The organism is Sorangium sp. So ce295 (genome assembly GCF_051527405.1).
In the GTDB taxonomy this organism is placed as follows: domain Bacteria; phylum Myxococcota_A; class Polyangia; order Polyangiales; family Polyangiaceae; genus Sorangium; species Sorangium cellulosum_B.
Map to the genome: position 1 here is coordinate 9,308,346 of NZ_CP150324.1, position 20,693 is coordinate 9,329,038.

Here is a 20,693-nt window from a genome sequence, read left to right on the forward strand (position 1 = left end):
CTCGCGATTACCGCGACGTAGCACCGAGCGGTCGGTCAGGCCGAGTTGCAGAGGGCGACGTCGCCTTCGTATCAGCGTTAGCTGAGTCCAGCCACCTCGGCTGGGATCGCGTGGGTCAGCTCAGGGCCGGGGTGAGCTTGGCCAGCTGTGCAACGCCCTCCTGGAGCGTGATCGCCCGCGCGCCGAAGCGTCCGGTGTAACTCGAGTCGTCCACGAGGTAAGGTTGTTCCCATTGTGGCAGCATCTCCACGATGCCACCCGCCGACCTGGAGAACAGGCCTGCCACGCGCAAGAGCCAGCGTCTGGCCACGATCGGGCGCACCGCCACGCGCATGGCATGGGCCACCGCTTGCACGAGCTCGCGCTGGCTCACGTGGATGACCGGCGCATGAAACACCCTGCCCTCCACGTCGTCGCCCGCAAACGCCAGCTTGATAAGGCCGTTCACCACGTCGTCGCGATGCGTGAAGGCGTGCGGCGCGTCGGGGTCGCCGATCAGCATCGGGCGCTTCCCGTTCTTGAGCCCGCGCAGGCCATCGCGCGTGAGCAGGGCGCTCGTGAGATCGGGCCCCCAGAAGTCGCTGGCGCGGAAGATCACCGCGCGCAAGGTGCCCGCGCGCTGCGCTGCCGTGTACATGTCGGCTATCTGCATGCGGATCTTACCTTTCTCGGTCTCGGCCGCATGGCGCGTGTCGGGCGAGAGCGGGCCCTCGCGCAAGGTGTACAGGTAGAGCGCGTCGAGCAGCACCAGGCGCACACCGGCGCGGCTCGCACCCTCGATCAGGCCACGATGGAGCGGAGGCAAGGTCTCGGCCCAGACGTCGGCGTCGTAGGTGGCGGGATTGACCGCGGCGATCATGGCGCGCGCACCACGCGCGATCTCCGCGAGCGCCTCGCCATCGCGAGCGTCGACCGAACGGTGCTCCACGCCCATGGGCATGGAAGCGGGCTTCGTGCGGCTGCACCACGTGACCCGGTGGCCGTCTGCGGCCAGTTGCTCCACCAGGGGCGTGCCGATCTGGCCAGCGCCGACGACCACGATGTGCTTGGGGCTTTCCGTTTCGCTGCGCTTCGACATGGGAACCTCTCCTCGGTCCTCAACATGCCCTGCTCTCGACCATGCCGAAAATCGATTATCGGCCTATCATGTATGCTTACAAAGCATGAATGCCCCCGTCGACCTCTTGCCCGCCCTGCTCGCCCTGCTCGAGACCGAGAGCGTCACGCTGGCCGCTCGCCGCATGCGCGTGGGCCAGCCCGCCATGAGTCGCACGCTCGAGAAGCTGCGCCAGGCCACAGGCGACGAGCTGCTCGTGCGCACGGGCAGAAAGCTCGTGCGCACCCGGCGGGCCAGCGAGATCTTGCCCGAGGTGCGTTCGCTCCTTTCGGGCGCCCAGCGCGTGCTCGGTCCACCCAGCGCGTTCGTTCCGCGCACGGCCCAGGGCGTGGTCACGTTCGCGCTCGGCGACGACATGCAGGCCGTCCTGGCGAGCCATCTGCTCGAACGCATGCGCGCGGCGGCGCCCGGGCTCGACATCCGCGTGCGTCCGCTGGTGCTCGAGACCGCGCACGAGGCCGTGCGCGGCGTGGTCGATCTGGCGGTGCTGCCCGACCTGCGGGGGCAGGTTCACATTCCCATGCTCGACGAGCTCGTGATGAGCGCGCAGTACACGCGCCGCTTCGTCACGGTCACACGCAAGCGCAAGAAGCTCACGCTCGAAGCGTTCCTCGCGGCCGAGCACGCGCTGGTGTCGCCAGGCGGCGAAGAGGGCGGCTACGTGGACGACGCGCTGCGCGCCATGGGCAAGCGCCGGCGCGTGGCGGTGACGGTGCCGAGCTTTCAGGCAGCCATCACGCTCGTGCGTGAGCTGGATCTGGTCGCCACGCTGCCCGACGACATCGTGCGGGTGCTCGCTCCCGGTCTGCACCGTCAGGCCTGTCCCGTGAGCACGCCCGAGCTGCCCATGTGCGTGGTCTGGGCCCGGCGCTTCAACCAGGACGCGCGTCACCGCTGGCTGCGCGAGCTGGTGAGCGAGGTGGTGCGCGAGCTCGGCCGCGGCTTTCCCGGGTGCGCGGAGTGACGAGCGAGCGGCTTCGGACGGCGCCCCGCGGCGGGAGGTGCTACCCCCTCGCGCACCGTGAGCTCCCGCGTCCCGCAAGAGCAGCCCCCCGCGCCGCCCGCCCCCGGCGGCCGGACCTCGTCCCCGCCCCCGTCCGGGAGGAGCCCGGTGCGCTTTCCCGAGGAGCTGCCCATCTCGGCGCGGGTGCGCGACATCGCCCGGGCCATCGAGGCGCACCAGGTCGTGATCGTCGCGGGCGAGACCGGCTCGGGCAAGACCACGCAGCTCCCCAAGATCTGCCTGGCCATGGGCCGCGGCCTCTCCGCCCGGATCGGCGTCACGCAGCCGCGCCGCATCGCCGCCACCAGCGTCGCGGCCCGCGTCGCCAAGGAGCTCAACGTCGAGCTCGGCAAGGAGGTCGGCTACAAGATCCGCTTCTCGGACAGGACGAGCCCGGCCACCTACGTCAAGTACATGACCGACGGCATCGTCCTCGCCGAGATCCAGGGCGATCCGCGGCTCTCGGGCTACGACACGCTCATCATCGACGAGGCCCACGAGCGCAGCCTCAACATCGACTTCCTGCTCGGCTACCTCAAGCGCCTGCTGCCGAGGCGCCCGGATCTCCGCGTCATCGTCAGCTCCGCGACGCTCGAGACCGACCGGTTCGCGGCCTACTTCGACGGCGCTCCGGTCATCGAGGTCTCCGGCCGCACGTACCCGGTGGAGGTCATCCACCGCCGCCCGGAGAGCGGAGAGGCCGAGGTCGCCGACGCCGTCGCCGCCACGGTCGAGGAGATCACCTCGATCGATCCGCGCGGGGACATCCTCGTCTTCCTCCCGGGAGAGCGGGAGATCCACGACACCATGGCCGAGCTCACGCGCCACGGCCTGCCGCACACAACGCTGCTGCCGCTCTACGGGCGGCTCCCTCAGGGCGACCAGCAGCGCGTGTTCCAGTCCTTGCCGGGGCGGCGGATCGTGCTCGCGACCAACGTCGCGGAGACGTCGCTCACCATCCCGGGCATCGTGTATGTCATCGACTCCGGGCTCGCCCGCGTCAACCGCTACAGCCCGCGCACGGGCGTCACCCAGCTCCAGATCGAGGCCATATCGCGCGCGAGCGCCGATCAGCGCAAGGGGCGCGCGGGCCGCGTGCAGAGCGGCGTGTGCTTCCGGCTCTACGACGAGCAGGACGACAGGGGGCGGCCCGCGTACACCGATCCGGAGATCCTGCGCGTCGGCCTCTCGGGCGTCATCCTCCAGATGAAGGCGCTCGGGCTCGGCGCCATCGAGGATTTCCCCTTCCTCGACGCGCCGTCGAAGCGCGCCGTGGACGAGGGCTACCGGGTCCTCGAGGAGCTCGGCGCGCTCGACGACGCGAGCGAGCTCACGGACACCGGCAGGAAGCTCGCGCGGCTGCCGCTCGACCCGCGGCTCGGCCGGATGGTCCTGGGCGGCGAGAGTGAGGGGGCGCTCGCCGAGGTGCTGATCATCGCCGCGGCGCTCGGCGTGCAAGATCCGCGGGAGCGGCCGCTCGCCGCCCAGAAGCAGGCCGACGACGCGCACCGGAAGTTCAAGGACGAGGCCTCCGATTTCGTGGGGCTCCTGAAGCTGTGGAGCTTCTACCAGGACGCGCAGGGCCGGCTGACCCAGAACCAGCTCAGGAAGGCCTGCCGCGACCATTTCGTCTCGTACCTCCGCATGCGCGAGTGGGCCGACGTGCACCGGCAGATCAGCCGGATCACGAAGGAGATGGGGTTCTCGCCGAACGACGCGCCCGCGAAGGGCGACGCCATCCACCGCGCGCTCCTGCCCGGCCTGCTCAGCCGCATCGGCATGTGGAACCAGGAGAACAAGGTGTACCTGGGCGCCCGGCAGACGCGCTTCCAGCTCCACCCGTCGTCGGGCCTCGCGAAGAAGCCGCCCGCGTGGATCATGGCCGCCGAGCTGGTCGAGACGTCGCAGCTCTTCGCCCGGATGGCGGCGGCCCTCGATCCCGCGTGGATCGAGGCCGCGGCCGGGCCGCTCTGCAAGCGCAGCCACAGCGACCCGCACTGGGCCGCGAAGCCGGCGGCCGTGATGGCCCGGGAGCAGGTGACGCTGTACGGGCTGCCGATCGCGCGGGATCGACGGGTCGACTTCGGGGCGATCGACCCGAAGTCCGCGCGCCAGATCTTCCTCGTCCACGCGCTGGTCCGGCAGGAGTACGCGACGCGCGCGCCGTTCATGGAGGCGAACCGGCGGCTCTTCGAGGAGGTCAGCCGGCTGCGCGACAAGGCAAGGAGGAGCGAGATGCTGGCCGACGAGCACGCGCTCGAGCTCTTCTTCGACCGGCGCGTGCCCGAGGGCGTCTACAACGGCAAGACGTTCGAGGCGTGGCGGAAGGAGGCCGAGGCGGAGGACCCGCGGGCGCTCCACCTGTCGCTCGCCGACGTCCTGCTCGACGAGGCCGCGGAGCTCACGCCCGAGCGCTTCCCCGATTCGCTCGACCTCTACGGCGCCGCGGTGCCGCTCTCGTACCGATTCGATCCGGGCGAGGACGACGACGGCATCTCCCTCTCGCTGCCGCTCGTGCTCCTGCCGCAGGCCGATCCCGACGAGCTCGAGTGGATGATCCCCGGGTGGTACGCCGAGAAGATCGCGCAGCTGCTCGAGTCGCTGCCGAAATCGCTCCGCAAGGCGCTCGTCCCGCTCGCCCCCCTCCGCGAGGTCGCCCGGGAGATCGCCGCGGAGCTACGGCCGTTCCAGGGCCCGCTGCGGGCCGTCCTCGCGCGCGCGGTCGAGGACCGCACCGCCGAGCGCGTGCCCGCCGACGCGTTCCGGCCCCAGGATCTGCCGCCGTACCTGCGCTTCTATTTCCGCGTGCTCGACGAGGACGGCCGGGTGATCGGCGAGGGACGCGAGCTCCGGGAGCTCAAGGAGCGGCTGTCCGGCCGGGCGCGCGAGGCCTGGGCGAGGGTCGGCAAGGCGGGCCTGGAGCGGGACGGGCTCACGTCGTTCAGCGTCGACGCGCTGCCCGAGCGCGTCCAGGTCGACGCCGGGCGCCACAAGGTGTTCGGCTACCCGGCGCTCGTCGACGGCGAGACGTCCGTGTCCGTGCGCGTGCTCGCCTCGAGGGCCGCGGCGGCCGAGGCGACGCGCGCCGGGCTGCGGCGGCTCCTCTTGCTGCAGCTCGGGGGCAAGATGAGCCAGCTCGAGCAGCCGCTGCGGAGCGCCGTGGCCGTGAGCGGCCTCGGCGCCAAGGTGGCCCCGGGCGAGCCAGGCCTCGCCCGGCAGATCGCGCTGCGCGCGCTCGACGAGGCGTTCCAGCTCGGCGATCCCGGCGCCTTTCCGAGGACGAAGGCCGCGTTCCAGGCGCGCCTCGACAAGGGCCGCGCGTCGCTGCAGGGCGTGCTCGGGAAGCTCGCGGGGCTGGCGCGGGAGATCGGCGTCGAGCTCGACCGCGTGCAGGCGATGCTCCGGTCGATGACGGGCAAGCCGGGCGCGTCGAGGCCGGCGCTCGACGACGTGCGCACGCAGGTCGACTTCCTGCTGCCGGTCGGGCTCTTCTCGCGCGCCCCGGTCGACCGGCTCGCGCACCTGCCCCGGTACCTGCGCGCCGCGCAGATCCGGCTCGAGCGGCTGCCCAACGGGCCGCAGAAGGACCAGAGCAAGGCCGCGCAGGTGCTGCCGTTCTGGCAGGACTACCTCAAGCACCAGCAGGGGCTGCGCGACAAGGGGGTGCCCGCGGAAGAGCTGGAGTCGTTCCGCTGGCTGATCGAGGAGCTCAGGGTGTCGCTCTTCGCGCCCGAGCTGAAGGCGGCGGTCCCGGTCTCGCCGCAGCGGCTCACGGAGCAGTGGAAGCGGCTGCTGGGATAGCGGCGTACGCCCGCTTGCCGTGACGCGCCCGCACCAATGAGCGCTGGACGCAGCGCTCACCCCGCTGGCAGGCTGCCCGCCGGCGAGGCGCCTCGTCCGGGTCCTCGGTGAGCGATGCAGGCAGGTGACATCATCGACGGCCGGTTCTGCATCGAGCACCTCGCGGCCTCGGGCGGGATGGGGGCCGTCTACCGGGCCCGCGATCAGGAGACCGGCGAGGCGGTCGCGATCAAGCTCCTGACCACCGAGAGCGCCCAGCACCTCGTCCGCTTCGCGCGCGAGGCCCACATGCTCGCGGCGGCCCGGGTGCCCGGCGTCGTGCGCTACGTCGCGCACGGCGCCACCTCGTGGGGACAGCCGTTCCTCGCCATGCAGTGGCTCGACGGCGAGACGCTCTCCGACCGGCTCACCCGCCAGGGCCTCACCCTCGAGGAGACCCTCGAGCTTGGCCTCCACGTCGCGAGGGCGCTCGGCGCCATCCACAGGCTCGGCCTCGTCCACCGCGACCTGAAGCCGAGCAACCTGCTGCTCGAGGGCGGCTCGCTCGAGCGCGTGCACCTCATCGATTTCGGCCTCGCCCGCGCCGTGACCGACGAGCCGCTCACGGCCGCCGGCCTCGTCCTGGGCACGCCCGGGTACATGGCCCCCGAGCAGGCGCGCGGCGAGATCAGCGTCGACACCCGCGCCGACGTGTTCGCCCTCGGCTGCATCCTCTACCGCTGCCTCACCGGCCGCGCCGCCTTCCAGGGCAACGCCGGGCTCGCCGTGCTGATGAAGGTCCTCCTCGAGGAGCCGCCCCGCGCGCGCGACCTCCGGCCCGGCACCCCCGCCGCGCTCGACGATCTCGTCGCCCGCATGCTGGCAAAATCCCCGCTGGATCGGCCGGCCGACGGCGGCGCCGTGGCGGCCGAGCTCGCCACGATCGGCGCGCCCGAGAGCAGCGTCGGCGGGCCCCGATCGTTCCCGCCGCGCGCTGTGGAGCTCACGACCGGCGAGCGACGCGTGACCTGCCTCGTGGTCACCCGCGAGCGCGCTATTAACGGGAGCGCCGCGGCGGAGCCGCGCCTGGGCAACGGGAGCGCCGCGGCGGAGCCGCGCCAGGCAGAGCTCTGGCAGCTGCACGACGTGGCCGAGCAGTACCGCGGCGAGCTCGAGCTCCTCGAGGGCCGCTCGCCGCTCATCGTGCTGTCCGGCGCGGGCGCGCCGACCGATCTCGCGGCGCGGGCCGCCCGGTGCGCGCTCGCGCTGCAGGAGCTGCTCGGCGGCGCGCCCGTCGCGCTCGCGACCGGCCGGGCGGAGCTCTCGGCGCGCGTGCCCGTCGGCGAGCTCATCGACCGCGCCTTCCAGATGCTCGCCGCCCACGACGACCGCGCCCTCCCCGCGGGCGTCCGCATCGACGAGGTGACAGCGGGCCTCATCGGCATGCGGTTCGACGTCACCGAGGACGCCGCGGGCCGCGTCCTGCACGGGGCGCGCGACGAGCGGACCGCGCAGCTGCTCGGCAAGCCCACCACCTACGTGGGCCGCGAGCGCGAGCTCGCCATGCTCGTGGCCGAGGTCGATCGCTGCATCGACGAGGGCGCCGCGGGCGCGGTGCTCGTGACGGCCGAGGCCGGGATGGGCAAGTCGCGCCTGCGAAAGGAGCTCATCCGCAAGCTCCGCGAGCGGGGAGACAGGATCGAGGTCTGGATCGGCCAGGGCGACCCCATGGGCGCCGGCGCGGCCTTCGGCCTGCTCGCGAGCGCGCTCCGGGACGCCCTCGGCGTCGCCGACGGCGAGCCCCTGGAGGCGCGGCAGCGCAAGGTCCGGAGCCGCGTGGAGCAGTACGGGGGCACCGACGCGCCCCGCGTCGCGGCCTTCCTCGGCGAGCTCGTCGGCGCGCCGTTCCCCGACGAGCACGACGTGCAGCTCCGGCTCGCGCGGCGCGACGCCGTGCTGATGGGCGACCAGCTCCGCCACGCCTGGGAGGGCTTCCTCCGGGCGGCGTGCCGCGCGGGGCCCGTGCTCCTCGTGCTCGAGGATCTCCAGTGGGGCGACCTCCCCACCGTCACGATGGTCGACGAGGCGCTGCGCCAGCTCAAGGACATGCCGCTGCTCGTGCTGGCGCTGGGGCGGCCCGACGTGCGCCGGCTCTTCCCGAAGCTCTGGGAGGGCCGGCTGGCCCACGAGCTCCACCTCACGCCGCTCCCGCGCCGCGCGAGCGAGCGGCTCGTGCGCGAGGCGCTGGGCGCGCACGCGCGGCACGACCTCGTGGGGAGGCTCGTCGAGCGCGCCGACGGCAACGCGTTCTTCCTCGAGGAGCAGATCCGCGCGGCCGCCGAGGGCAACAGCGAGGGCCAGCCGGAGACGGTGGTGGCCATGGTGCAGGCGCGGCTGGAGACGCTCGACGCCGAGGCGCGGCGGCTCCTCAGGGCGGCGAGCATCTTCGGCGAGACGTTCAGGTCGAGCGCGGTCGCCGCGCTCCTCGGGAGCGCCGACATCGCGCAGGTGCTCGCGGAGCTGCTCCGGCGCGAGGTGATCGTGCGGCGGGGCGAGGGGCGGCCGCGGGACGACGCGGAGTACTGCTTCCGCCACGCGCTCGTCCGCGAGGCCGCCTACGGCATGCTGACGGCGCGCGACCTCCGCATCGGCCACGCGCTCGCGGGCAGCTTCCTCGAGGCGGCCGGCGAGGGCGATCCGAGGGCGCTCGCCGAGCACTTCGAGCGCGGCGAGGAGCCCGAGAAGGCCGCCGAGTGGTACCTGCGCGCCGCCGACAAAGCGCTCCGCGGCAACGACCTCGCCGAGGCGATCGCCTGCGCCGAGCGCGGCATCGCCTGCAGGCCGGATCCGGCCGCGGTGGGCGCGCTCCGCCTCGTCGAGGCCGAGGCGCTGCTCTGGCGCGGCGAGCCGGCCCTCGCGGAGCAGCGCGGGATCGAGGCGACGCGGCACCTCGTCCCGGGCTCCGTGGCGTGGTTCTCGGCGTTCACGCAGCTCGCGGGGGCGGGGCACAAGCAGGGCCACTACGAGCGCGTCGAGCGCTGGATGATGGTCGTCCTCGGCACGGAGCCGCTCGACGGCGCGCGCATCGCGAGGAACGCCTGCCTGCTCGAGGGGGCGATCGTGCTCCTGCTCGGCGGCCGCTACGCGTGCGTCGACGCGCTGATCGACGCGGTCGAGCGCGCGACGGAGGACGCGTCGGCCGCGGATCTCATGATCGAGGCGAAGCTCCTCTACCTGCACGGGCTCCTGCGGCAGCACAACGGCGATCCGAGCGCCTGCATCGCGAGCATGAGCGCGGCGCTCGCCGCGTTCGAGGACATCGGCGATCGCCGCGAGGCGTGCCGGGCGCGGCTCAACATGGGCCTCTGCTACGTCCAGTTCGGGTACTTCGAGGCGGCCGCGGGGGTGCTGCGGGCCGGGCTCGAGGAGGCGGAGCGGATGGCGCTCGACGACCGGGTCCCGAACGCGCTGCAGAACCTCGGCCTCGCGCTGGCCCACGCGGGCGAGGTCGACGCGGCGAGGGCGGCCCTGCGGAGCTCGATCGAGGCGCTCGAGCGCCGCGGCGACCGGCGGCGGGAGTGCGAGAGCCGGCTCCAGCTCGCGCGCGTCCTGCTCCTCGCGGGCGAGCCCGCGCTCGCCGAGGCGGAGGCGCAGGCGGCCGAGGCGCTCGCGCGGGGGGTGCCGGAGCGGCTCCCCGCGGCCATCGCGGCGCGCGCGCGCGCGCTGCTCGATCTGGGGCGCGCCGGCGAGGCGCTCGCCGCCACGACGCAGGCCCTGTCCCTTCTCGAGTCGGGCAGCCGCGACGAGGAGGGCCCGCTGGTGCGCCTGGTCCACGCCGAGGCGCTGGCCGCGACGGGCCAGATGGCCGAGGCCAAGGGCGCGATCGCCCTGGCCCGCAACGGCCTGCTCGTGCGGGCCGGGAGGATCGGCGATCCTGTCTGGCGCGAGCGCTTCTTGCGCGACGTCCCCGACAACGCGCGGATCCTGGAGCTCGCGCAAGGCTGGCTCGACGGACACGCGCCCTGACGCGCCAGCCGCGCTGGGGCGAGAGCGAGAGGCCATCACGGCGTCCGGGGGAGCCCACAGGGCGGTGATTCCCGCCGTCGCGCGGGGACCTCGTTTTTTGTCGCCCGGGACAGGAGACGTCGCAAGTAAGCTGAGGCTCACCCTCTGACCTTGTGTTCGAACACAGGGAGGCAGCTCCATGCTCAGGTCGTCCGTCGTTCTGATTCCCCTCGTGGCCCTCGCCGTGTCTGTCTCGTGCAGCAGCGAAGACAGATACCGGCCTCCCACGACGGGGGACCTGCCCTCGGGCGGCGTCACGACCAGCGGCGGACAGGGCGGCGGCACCGGCGGGCAGGGCGGCGGCACCGGCGGGCAGGGCGGCGCCGGCGGACAGGGCGGCGCCGGCGGGCAGGGCGGCGCCGGCGGACAGGGCGGCGCCGGCGGACAGGGCGGCGCCGACATGCCGAGCTGTTCCAACGGCGTGAAGGACAGCAACGAGGCGGACGTCGACTGCGGCGGCGCCTGCGCGACGCCGTGCCGGGTCGATCAAGCGTGCGCGGAGGCCGCGGACTGCTTCTCAGGGCGGTGCGAGGAGGGCGGCGGGGGCAGCGGCGGCGCCGGGCGCGCGTGCGTCGCGGCGCGGTGCGACAACGGGGTGAAGGACGGCGGCGAGACGGACACCGACTGCGGCGGCGGCGCCGCGCCGCGCGGCGGCAACCCGGCGTGCCCGCCGTGCAAGGCCAGCAAGGGCTGCGCGGCGGGCTCGGATTGCGAGTCGTCGAGCTGCGTGAACGGCCAGTGTCTGGAGCCGGCCTGCAGCGACGGCGTGAAGAACGGCCAGGAGACCGACGTCGATTGCGGCGGGATCTGCCCCGGCTGCCCGCCTGGCGACGCGTGCTCCAAATCGACCGACTGTATCGAGCTCGTCTGCCACGAGCAGGTCTGCCAGGCCGCGACCTGCAGCGACGGCGTGAAGAACGGCAAGGAGACCGACATCGACTGCGGCGGGACGGAGGGGTGCAGCACCCGGTGCCCGGCGGGGCAGCGTTGCAACACCAACACCGATTGCGCGACCTCGATCTGCAACACCACGAACCGCGTCTGCGCGTGCCCGGCGTGGATGGTGATCTCGCCCGTGAGCGGCGGCGGGAGCTACTGCATCGATCAATACGAGGTGACGAAGCAGGAGTACGATGTCTTCCTCCAGGCGAACCCGGTGCTCGCCGGCATGCCGGCGGAGTGCGCGGGGAACATCTACCGTCCCGCGAGCGGGTGGCCCTACACGGAGGGGCGAGTGCCCGTCACCCACGTCGACTGGTGCGATGCCTACGCGTACTGCTCCTACATGGGCAAACACCTCTGCGGCAGGATCGGCGGAGGCGCGAACTCGCCTGCCGACTTCGCGAGCCCGACGCGGAGCGAGTGGTTCAACGCGTGCTCCGGCCAGGGCGTGAACGAATACCCGTACAGCGATCTCTATAGCAAGGCGACCTGCACGGTGGACGACCCGAGCGGCGAGTTCCTCAAGAAGCCCGTGCCCCCCAACCCGATCCCGCAGATCTCGGCCTGCGAAGGCGGAATCACGGGCCTCTTTCACATGAGCGGCAACGCGGCGGAGTGGGAGAACTCCTGCGACGCGCAGGGCAACTGCCTCGTCCGCGGCGGCTCGCGGGCCTCGCGGCAGGACGCGGATGACGTCGCGCGCGGCACGCTCAAGGCGGCCAGGTGCGATGCGCTCCTGGACCAGGATCGCCTCACCCCGTCTGCGGACATCGGCTTCCGCTGCTGTCTCTGAGCGTTCGCGCCGGATACGCGCCAGGCGGCCGCCCGGCCGCCGCGCTTGGGGCGGGCGCGCAGGGCGCTCGACGCGCCCCGCGCGGGTCACCAGCGGGCGGCAGCGCTCACCGGCGCCGCCGCCCGGCCGACGAGCTCACTGCGCCGGTTCGGGATCGCAGCCGTAGAGGACGTCGACCGCCGCCATGGCGTCGTCCTGGACCAGCCGGCACGCGTCGGGGCAGAGCGTGATCATGTCGTTCGCGATGTAGAAGGAGCCCGGGGCGCACGCCGCCGCGCTCGCCACCTGGCCGAACGATTGCGGCTCGCTCCCGTCGCCGGGCGTGTACTGGACGACCACGGTCGAGAGGTCGATGATCTCCCCCGGCGGCGAGTCCGGCACCTCGAACTCGCACGCGACCACCGCGCCCGTGATGACGCCCTCCGCGATCGCCTGGAACACCACGTCATAAGAGTCCGTCTGGCAGAGCGGGAACCTGAGGCCGCCCGTCCGCTTGCTGAGCGTCTGGTAGCCCGTGCCCGGCGCCACGGCGGTGCCGCACGTCTCCTCGACAACGTCCGCGTCGGGCGCGTAGGCGTCCGTGGCGGTCGTGTTCTCGTGGAGCCCGACGATGCTGTGAAAGACGTAGTTGGGCGCGGTCGCGTCGCCGAAGACCGCCGGGTCCAGGCCGAACAGCAGCTCCTCGAAGTCCGTGGCGACGTCTTCCCACTCCTGCCGCGTGTCGTCGATATAGATGTTGCGGGGGAGATGCGTCGACTGGCAGCCCACGTGATCGTCGGTGATCACGGTGATCACCTTGAGCGAGTCCTCGCGCACCCACTCCGACCACCCGGACGGCGCCACCCCGTGCTGGTCGGGCAGGCCGCCGTTGTAGCTCCCGAGGAGCACGCAGAGCGCGTCGTTGCTCCTGATCTCGTGGCTGTAATGGTAGAAGACGGGCGGGTTGTTCCCCGGCGCCTCCGGCACCGGGGCGCAGCTCGCGGTGCTGAGCGGGGCGCCGACGCAGATCGAATCGTCGACCTCCGCAGCGCCGTGCGCGGAGATCATGATGACGCGGTAATCGATGCCGCTCTCGCCGATGATCGAGGCGAAGCTCTCATTGATGTTGTTCTGTACGCTGATGATCTCGTTCGCCATGCTGGGCGAGTTGTCGATGACGAACACGATGTCGACCGGCCGCTTCGTGAGCGTGGCCTCGGCGACCGTGGCGACACAGGCCGTATCGGGCGTCACGGGGCCGCTGCCACCCGTGTTGGAGCCGCTGGTGCCGTTGCCGATCATCCCCCCGTCGTCGCCGCCCTCGCCGCCCCCGCCCGCGCCGCCCTCGCCGCCCCCACCCGCGCCGCCGGCTCCACCGACGTTCGCTCCAGCCGTCGCGCTCGCGTCGCCCTCCGCCCCGGAGCTGCAGGAGCACCCTGCGGCGCCGGTCATCACCAGAACACCCAACCCAAGAAGCGGAACCAACATGGTAGACCGGGAGAGCTTCACATGAACCTCGACCGCTAGGGCGCATGAACGCGCTATTTCAGATTGCACAATTGCAACGAGATGTGGTGACGATTTTGACCTGACCGCGATTTTTCTCGGAGGCTGTTCCATGACATGTGTCATGGAAGCGTCTTTGTGATTCCACGTGGTGCGCACGGCGAGGCGCGGTGGATGGAGGCGCGGGCACGGTCCCGGGCCACGCGCCACGCCCCACGCTCCGCGCGAAGCGCGAAGCGCGAAGCGCGAAGCGCGTGCGCCAGCTGGAACGCGGCGCCGCGGCGCGTCGGGCGCCTCGGCTCCTCGGACGCTCCGCGTGGGCTGGATGGTCTCTGCACAATGCGCCCCTAGGATGCAGGTATGAGCCTACGTCATGACTTTCCTCGCATCGGCATCGATGCGATCGCGCTCGCCGTCCCCCGCCGCTTCGTCGAGCTCGCCGAGCTCGCCGAGGCGCGGGGCATCGCGCCCTCCAAGTACCTGACCGGCCTAGGGACCCGCCGGATGGCGATCGCCGCGCCCGACGAGGATCCGATCACCCTCGGCGCCAACGCGGCCCGCCGGCTGTTCCAGCGGTCGGGCGCGAGCCCCGCGGACATCGGGCTCTGCGTCGTGGGCACCGAGACCGCCGTGGACCACGCGAAGCCGGCGGCCTCCTTCCTCCACGGCCTGCTCGGGCTGCCGAGCGCGTGCCGGGTCTTCGAGGCCAAGCACGCCTGCTTCGGGGGCACCGCGGGCCTCCTCAACGCGGTGGACTGGATCGCCTCGGGCTCGGCCCGCGGCCGCGCCGCGCTCGTCGTCTGCTCGGACGTGGCGCGCTACGCGCTCGGCTCCGCGGGCGAGCCCACCCAGGGCGCCGGCGCCGTGGCGCTGCTCGTGCGCGAGCGGCCGCGCCTCGTCGAGATCGAGGTCGGCCAGACCGGCACGTACGCGCGCGACGTCTACGATTTCTGGCGGCCGCTCCACCACAAGGAGGCGCTCGTCGACGGCCACTACTCGGTGCAGTGCTACCTCGACGCCCTCGCCGGGGCCTACGGCGACTGGCGCCGCGTGGCGGGCGACGGCGATCCCCTCGCGCGCACCTGCTATCACGTCCCCTACGGCAAGATGGCCCGCAAGGCCCACCGCCACCGGCTGGCGCTGGACGGCCTGACCGAGCAGGCCGCCGACGAGAGCTTCGCCGTCGAGGTGGAGCCGTCGCTCGATCTGCCGTCGCGCATCGGCAACATCTACACGGGCTCGCTCTACCTGGCGCTCGCGTCCCTGCTCAACACGGAGGCCCGCGCGCTCGAGGGGCAGCGCGTCGGGCTGTTCAGCTACGGCTCGGGCTGCTGCGCCGAGTTCTTCGCGGGCAGGATCGGGCCGGAGGCCGGGGCGCTCGTGGCCGCCCTCGAGATCGACGCCCCGCTCGCCGGGTGCCGTCGCGCCTCCGTCGCGGAGTACGAGGCGCTGCGCCAAGGCGACGAGGCCGCCGACCGCCGGCCGGCGCCCGAGGGCGCCGAGCGCGGGGGCGCGAGCCTCGACGGTCGGGTGGTGTACCTGGGGCTCGACTCGAGCGAGCGGCGCGTCTACGCGAACGAGTGAGCGCCGGAGCGGGCGGCTCGCTCAGCCGGAGCCGGACGGGGGGGACGTGAGCTCCGAGAGCTTCACGGTGAAGAGCTCCGCCCCGCCGGCCGCGGCGACGACGACCCGCAGCGTGCCGGAGGGGGCCGGTCGCTTCAGGCGCGCGGCGACCGCGCGCGTGACCGGCGCGAGCGGCGCGATGCTCTCGGCCATCGCCGAGCGCGCCATCACGCCGACCAGCATCGGCGCGCGCTCGCCCGCGGCCAGGGCGGCGCGGAGCATGCGCTCGGGTTCGAGCGCCGGGTCGCGCTGCTGCAGGCCGATCGCGATGAGGTAGCCCGTCGGTTCTCGCAAGGAGAGGAGATAACCCGTCAGCGGCGCGGGGGCGCTGCCGCGGGCCGGAAGGCTCTGCAGCAGGCGCGCGAGCTCCGGGCGGTGTTCGGCGAGCAGCTCGGCCCGCTCATCGTGATCGGACATGCCCGTCCGCCCCTGCTTCGCGTGGGCGTTCGGCGTGAGACCGCGATTCCGCGGGGTGATCGTCGCTGCGTCTTTCGGGACCATGTTCCTCCAGCGAGGGCTCCTGCCCTCCGTGTTGTTTGTTCCGGTCACCGCGCCGCGCGTGTCACGAAATCGGACGCGGCCGCGCGTCGCTCGCAAACGCCGGCCGCGCGGCGACGGCTGCGCCCCTCGTCCATCGCGAGGGCGCGGCCCCCGTCCGCGGCGAGGGCGCGGACCTTGCGATGAGGCGCCGCAAGCTCGCTGTCCTCCGGCGCGGAGCGCTCCGGCGCCCGGTGCGCCTGCGCGGAGGAGCGCCAGCCAGAGGGAGATCCAGCCTATGCGAGGTCGAATGGGGAGGATTGGACAGGTGATGGCCGCAGCCGCCATGGTGGGGGGCTGCGCCTCCACCGAGGCGCCGCGAGACCCCGCGCCGCCGGTGGACGGCGCGGCGGCGGCGCCCGCGGCGCCCGACACGGCGCTGGGCCCCGCGCGCCTGCGGGCGGCGTACATCGCGGCCGTGCAGGCGTCGGCGCCCGAGAGCTACCGGGTGATCGAGGCGTCCCCGGGCGGGAACGAGGCCAGCCTGCGCGCTCCGAACCCGGCGCACCGGCTCGCGGCCGATTTCAGCGCGTCGGGCGTGCGGATCGCGCCGGAGGAGGGCGAGGCGCGGTGGAGCTTCTCGATGGCCGCCGCCCGGTACGGATGCGCGGGCGATCTGCGCGAGGTCGCGCCCGCGTCCCCGACCGCCACGAAGAACCGCGTGGAGCTCCGCCGGCAGGGCGCGTCGCCGGGCGAGGGGCTCGTGGAGTGGTACGTGAACGGGCCGCTCGGGCTGGAGCAGGGCTTCACGGTGCCCGGGGCCCCGCCCTGCCTCGCCCCCGGGGACCAGGACCTCGTCATCGAGCTCGCCCTGGGCGGCGATCTCCGCGCCACGCCGCTCGCCGGCGGCGAGGGGGTCGCGCTGCGCGAGGCGTCCGGCGCGGTGGCGATGCGGTACACGGATCTCCACGCCACCGACGCCGCGGGGCGGACGCTGCCCGCGTGGATGGAGCTCGGCGTCGACGAGCGCACGCTGTCGCTGCGCGTGGACACCGCCGGGGCCGCGTACCCGGTGACGGTGGATCCGCTCGCCGCCTCGGAGCGGACCGCGCTCATCGCGATCGATGGCTCGACCCCGATCCACCTGAACGGCGACGCGATCGCGATGTCGGGCGACACCGCGATCGTCGGGGCGCCCGGGAGCGCGGCGTACGTGTTCGTGAAGAGCGGCGGCGCCTGGACGCAGCAGGCCAGGCTCGTCCCGGGCGACGGGGCCGCGGGCGACGGCTTCGGCGCCTCGGTCGCGATCTCGGCGGACACGGCCGTGGTCGGGGCGCCCTGGGGCGCCGGGGGCGCGGGCGCCGCCTACGTGTTCGTGCGGAGCGGTGGCGTGTGGTCCGAGCAGGCCAAGCTCGTCGCGAGCGGCGGGTCGTCGAACCCGGCGGGCGGGGCGGTGGCGGTCGACGGGGACCGGGCCGTCCTCTCCGCCGAGACATCGGCCTACGTGTTCTCCCGCAGCGGCGGCGCCTGGAGCGAGGAGGTCGAGCTCGTCGCCCCGGCCGGCGCCAACGCCTGGAGCGCGCCGCCCGTCGCGATCGAGGGCGGCACGGTGGTCGTGGGCTCACCGGGGGACAGGTGGTGGCAGGAGGACGACGGCGTGGGCGCCGCGTACGTGTTCGAGGCGAGCGACTGGGGCGACGCGCACAGGCTCGCGGCGCACCCGCCGGAGACGTACGATCGCTTCGGCAGCTCGGTCGCGATCTCGGGCGGGCGCATCGTCGTGGGCGCGCCGGGCACCGACAGCCCGCCGATGCCGTGGTACCGCCTCGGGCGGGGAATGGCCTACGCGTTCGACCGCGGGGCGAGCGGCTGGATCCGGGAGGCCAGGTTGATCGCGGGCGACGGCAGGACCGGGGACGGCCTGGGAGGCGCCGTCGCGGTCTCCGGCAGCGCCGCGGTCGTCGGCGCGCTCTTGGCCGATCGCCTCGATCAACCGGACGTGGGCGCTGCGTACGTGTTCGTGCCGACGGGCGGCGAGTGGGTCGAGGGCCCGCAGGCCAAGCTCGCCGGCAGCGGACCGACCGGCGGCGCGTTCGGCAAGACCGTCGCGATGTCGGGGAGCTCGGTCATCGTGGGCTCTCCCGCGTACGCGTTCGAGCTCGCGCAGGACGGCGACGCCGACGGCGTGATCGACCCCGACGACAACTGCCCAGACGCCGCGAACCCGTCGCAGGTGGACAGCGACGCCGACGGGCATGGCGACGCGTGCGACCCGCGGTGCGTGACCTTCCGGCGCGGCCTTGGCGGCGACGTGGCCGACGCGACGCTCTGGCAGGTATCGCCCGCGTGGAACGACGGCGCCAGCACCACGCTCTCGACGGGCACCGGCACGGGCGGCGTCCGGCGGAGCCTCCTCCGGTTCAACCTCGCCGGCGTCCCGTCGAGCGCGGAGATCGCCTCGGCGACGCTGTCGCTGTACCAGACGTACAAGATCGAGAGCAGCACCGTGCGCGTCCACCGGGCCACCGCCGCGTGGACGGAGTCGGGCGTCACGTGGGGCAACTTCGGCAGCGGCGGCCATTTCGATCCTGCGATCGCGGCCTCCTTCGTCACCGGCGGTCCTTCCGGCACCACCGGCTTCCGGAACGTCGACGTGACAGCGCTCGCGCAGGCCTGGGTGAGCGGCGAGCTCGCCAACCACGGCGTGCTGATCGAGGAGGACGCGGTGACCCGGAGCTCGCTGCGGAGCAGCGAGAGCGCGAGCACCACGGAGCGGCCGGCGCTCACGGTCTGCTACCACGACACCTGCGAGGACGGGATCCAGAACGGCGCCGAGACCGGCGTGGACTGCGGGGGCCCGAGCTGCGCGCCGTGCGCCCCCGGCAGCGTCCTCTGGAGCAGGCGCTTCATCAACGGCTGGTACGAGTCGATGCGCGCGCGCGCCGTCTCGGTCGACGGCGCGGACAACGTGATCTTCGGCGGCTACGCCTATGGCCCGATCGACTTCGCCGACAGCGGCGCGCCGGCCCCCATGGAGCTGTGGAATACCGCGTTCCTCGCGAAGCTCGACCCCGCGGGGTACGGGAGCTGGAACACGCGCCCGCTCCAGGGCAACACCGTCCTGAGCGTCGCCGCCTCGGGGGCCGGCGAGCTGCTCGTGGGCTCGGACTCCGGCCTGCAGCGGTACAGCGCATGGGGCGAGCTCCTCGCGGAGGTCGAGGGCCTCACCCAGGTCGAGGTCGCCCAGGCCGGCTCGAACGCCGCGCTCGCCAGCGTCCTCTGGGACACGGTCGATCTCGGCGCCGGCCCCCTCGGCGGCGCGCCGGGCAGCGAGCTCCTCGTCGCGAAGCTCGGCGCGGCGGGCGCGCCGATCTGGACCAGGACCTTCGCGGCGGACCCGTACGACAGCGACCCGACGAGCGTCGCCCTCGACGGCGCGGGCAATGTCATCGTCCTCGGCAGCTTCTCCGGCGCCCTCGACCTCGGCGGCGGACCGCTGGCGAGCTCGCCCGCGGCTCAGGGCACGTACCTGGCGAAGTTCGACGCGGCCGGGAATCACGTCTTCAGCCAGGTCGTCTCCGGGGCGCCGGGCGACGGCGAGGTCGCCGCGACCTGGTCCGGGGACCTGGTCGTCGCCCTGGGAACGACCGTGACCAGGTTCACCGGCTCGGGCGCTCCGCTGTGGAGCGTCGATACGAGCGGCCTCGGCACGCTCTCCAGCTACTGGAACATCAGCTCTGTCGCCGTGGACAGCGCCGGCAATGTGTTCGTCAACCCCCGCGGCGCGATCGCGAAGCTCTCGCCGTCGGGCGCCGTGCTGTGGTCGGTCGACCCGATGGGCAGCGCGGACCGCGGCCAGATCTTCGACCTGGCCGTGGACAGCGCCGGCAACGTGATCGGCGTGGGCACGTACGACCACGAGGACGCGATCGTCGTGAAGCTCGCCCCGTAGCCCGGCCAGCGCCCCGGCGCGCTCGCGGTCGTCACGGGCACCTGGCCGCGTGGCCAGGTGCCCGGGATCACGAGCTCCGCGCGCGCGCCGTCGACTCCAGCCCGCCGGGCACGAAGTCCGTCCCCTTCTGGACACGGTCGTTCCACGTCTCGGGGGGCTTGCCTGAAGGCGCCTCCCTCATCGTGATGCACCCCGGCACCGGGCACACGAGCGCGCACAGATTGCAGCCGATGCACTCCTCCTCGTCGACGAACGGGACCCGCGACGGCGCCGCGTCCCCGCTCGGATCCGCCGTCACCGCGCGATCCGGGAGGACCTTCGGGAGGTGGGTGTGGCCCGCCGCGCGCGCCTCCGCCTCCGTCCTCCCCGGCAGGTGGATGCACTGGTGCGCCCCGTCCATGCAGGCCACGTAACAGAGCTGGCACCCGATGCACTTGTCGGCGCTGATGTCCGCGACCACGCGGTACGAGAGGTCGAGCTCGCCCCACTCCTGGACCTGCGGGATCGCCCTGCCGCGCAGCTCGTTCACCGAGCGCATCCCGTGATCGTCGAGCCAGTCGCTGAGCCCCTCGATCATCTCCTCGACGATGCGGTAGCCGTAATGCATCACCGCGGTGCAGACCTGGACGCTCGTCGCGCCGAGCGCGATGAACTCGGCGGCGTCGCGGGAGTTCGAGATGCCGCCGATGCCGGAGATGGGCAGCCGCCCGACGCCGGGGTGGCGCGCCAGCTGGCTCAGCATGTGGAGCGCGATCGGCTTGACCGCGGGCCCGCAATACCCGCCGTTCGTCGACGCGCCGCCGACCCGGGGGAGCGGGACCATCCGCTCCAGATCGACGCCCATGAGCGACTTCACCGTGTTGATCAGCGAGACGCCGTGCGCCCCGGAGCGGAGCACGGCCTCGCCCGGCTCCAGGATGTCGCCGACGTTGGGCGTGAGCTTCACGATGACCGGCGTCGTCGCGAACTCGACGGCCCAGCGCGCGATCTCCTGGAGGACCGCCGGCTCGTTGCCGACGGCCGAGCCCATGCCGCGCTCGCACATCCCGTGCGGACAGCCGAAGTTGAGCTCCAGCCCGTCCGCGCCCGTGTCCTCGGCCTTGCGGATGATCTCGCGCCACTCGTCCTTCGTCTCGACCATCAGCGATGCGATGAGCGCGTGGCCCGGGTAACGCCGCTTGATCTCGCGCATCTCCTTGAGGTTCACGTCGAGCGGGCGATCGGTGATGAGCTCGACGTTGTTGAGCCCCATGAGCCGCGTGTTGCCGTAGTCGATGCCGCCGAACCGGCTCGACACGTTGACGATCGGGTTCCCGAGCGTCTTCCAGACGGCGCCGCCCCAGCCGGCGTCGAAGGCGCGCCGGACCTGATCTCCGGTGTTGGTCGGCGGCGCCGAGGCGAGCCAGAACGGGTTCGGGCTCTTGATCCCGGCGAAGTCGATAGAGAGGTCGGCCAT

The 20,693-nt window shown here is 73.1% G+C and carries 10 protein-coding genes; 6 read left to right on the top strand and 4 right to left on the bottom strand.

Annotation, left to right across the window (positions count from 1 at the left end):
• Nucleotides 1-115: 115 nt before the first annotated feature.
• Entirely contained in the window at nt 116-1,078 is a 963-nt protein-coding gene (locus tag WMF11_RS35305) for an NAD(P)H-binding protein (RefSeq protein ID WP_437973855.1), read from the bottom strand.
• Between WMF11_RS35305 and WMF11_RS35310 the strand changes: the two genes are divergently transcribed.
• The 4 genes from WMF11_RS35310 (at nt 1,047) to WMF11_RS35325 (ending at nt 11,700) form a co-directional block, all read left to right on the top strand.
• The gene (locus WMF11_RS35310) at nt 1,047-2,081 is read left to right on the top strand and encodes a LysR family transcriptional regulator (RefSeq protein ID WP_437973856.1); all 1,035 of its coding nucleotides are present in this window, start codon (nt 1,047-1,049) and stop codon (nt 2,079-2,081) included. The genes WMF11_RS35305 and WMF11_RS35310 overlap by 32 nt on opposite strands.
• Nucleotides 2,082-2,138: 57 nt before the next feature.
• On the top strand, nt 2,139-5,921 hold the full coding sequence (gene hrpA, locus WMF11_RS35315) for an ATP-dependent RNA helicase HrpA (protein ID WP_437973857.1): 3,783 nt from the start codon (nt 2,139-2,141) through the stop codon (nt 5,919-5,921).
• 114 nt (nt 5,922-6,035) lie between these two features.
• Nucleotides 6,036-9,926 (top strand): serine/threonine-protein kinase, encoded by a 3,891-nt coding sequence (locus tag WMF11_RS35320; RefSeq protein ID WP_437973858.1) that lies wholly within the window; start codon nt 6,036-6,038, stop codon nt 9,924-9,926.
• A gap of 178 nt (nt 9,927-10,104) precedes the next feature.
• Nucleotides 10,105-11,700 (top strand): formylglycine-generating enzyme family protein, encoded by a 1,596-nt coding sequence (locus tag WMF11_RS35325; RefSeq protein WP_437973859.1) that lies wholly within the window; start codon nt 10,105-10,107, stop codon nt 11,698-11,700.
• 135 nt (nt 11,701-11,835) lie between these two features.
• Here WMF11_RS35325 and WMF11_RS35330 read toward each other — a convergent pair whose 3' ends face one another.
• Nucleotides 11,836-13,131 carry a hypothetical protein gene (locus WMF11_RS35330; RefSeq protein ID WP_437973860.1) on the bottom strand — a complete coding sequence of 432 codons (1,296 nt, stop codon included), beginning with the start codon at nt 13,129-13,131 and terminating at the stop codon, nt 11,836-11,838.
• Between the two features lie 414 nt (nt 13,132-13,545).
• On the opposite strand from WMF11_RS35330, the gene WMF11_RS35335 reads away from it, so the two are divergent.
• Nucleotides 13,546-14,769, top strand: a complete 1,224-nt coding sequence (locus tag WMF11_RS35335) for a hydroxymethylglutaryl-CoA synthase family protein (RefSeq protein ID WP_437973861.1) — start codon at nt 13,546-13,548, stop codon at nt 14,767-14,769.
• 21 nt (nt 14,770-14,790) lie between these two features.
• Here the strand turns inward: WMF11_RS35335 and WMF11_RS35340 are convergent, their stop codons facing one another.
• Nucleotides 14,791-15,225 carry a hypothetical protein gene (locus WMF11_RS35340; protein ID WP_437903649.1) on the bottom strand — a complete coding sequence of 145 codons (435 nt, stop codon included), beginning with the start codon at nt 15,223-15,225 and terminating at the stop codon, nt 14,791-14,793.
• 391 nt (nt 15,226-15,616) lie between these two features.
• On the opposite strand from WMF11_RS35340, the gene WMF11_RS35345 reads away from it, so the two are divergent.
• A complete protein-coding gene (locus tag WMF11_RS35345) occupies nt 15,617-19,237 on the top strand; it encodes a DNRLRE domain-containing protein (RefSeq protein WP_437979370.1) in 3,621 nt (1,206 codons plus the stop codon).
• Between the two features lie 67 nt (nt 19,238-19,304).
• Here WMF11_RS35345 and preA read toward each other — a convergent pair whose 3' ends face one another.
• Complete coding sequence (gene preA / locus WMF11_RS35350) at nt 19,305-20,693, bottom strand: NAD-dependent dihydropyrimidine dehydrogenase subunit PreA (protein ID WP_437543736.1); 1,389 nt, start codon at nt 20,691-20,693, stop codon at nt 19,305-19,307.

Coding starts and splice junctions, on each gene's coding strand:
- WMF11_RS35320 (WP_437973858.1), top strand. CDS start 6,036: ATGCAGGCAGGTGACATCATCGACGGCCGGTTCTGCATCGAGCACCTC.
- WMF11_RS35335 (WP_437973861.1), top strand. CDS start 13,546: ATGAGCCTACGTCATGACTTTCCTCGCATCGGCATCGATGCGATCGCG.
- WMF11_RS35340 (WP_437903649.1), bottom strand. CDS start 15,225: ATGTCCGATCACGATGAGCGGGCCGAGCTGCTCGCCGAACACCGCCCG.
- WMF11_RS35305 (WP_437973855.1), bottom strand. CDS start 1,078: ATGTCGAAGCGCAGCGAAACGGAAAGCCCCAAGCACATCGTGGTCGTC.
- WMF11_RS35325 (WP_437973859.1), top strand. CDS start 10,105: ATGCTCAGGTCGTCCGTCGTTCTGATTCCCCTCGTGGCCCTCGCCGTG.
- WMF11_RS35330 (WP_437973860.1), bottom strand. CDS start 13,131: ATGACCGGCGCCGCAGGGTGCTCCTGCAGCTCCGGGGCGGAGGGCGAC.
- WMF11_RS35345 (WP_437979370.1), top strand. CDS start 15,617: ATGGCCGCAGCCGCCATGGTGGGGGGCTGCGCCTCCACCGAGGCGCCG.
- preA (WP_437543736.1), bottom strand. CDS start 20,693: ATGGCCGACCTCTCTATCGACTTCGCCGGGATCAAGAGCCCGAACCCG.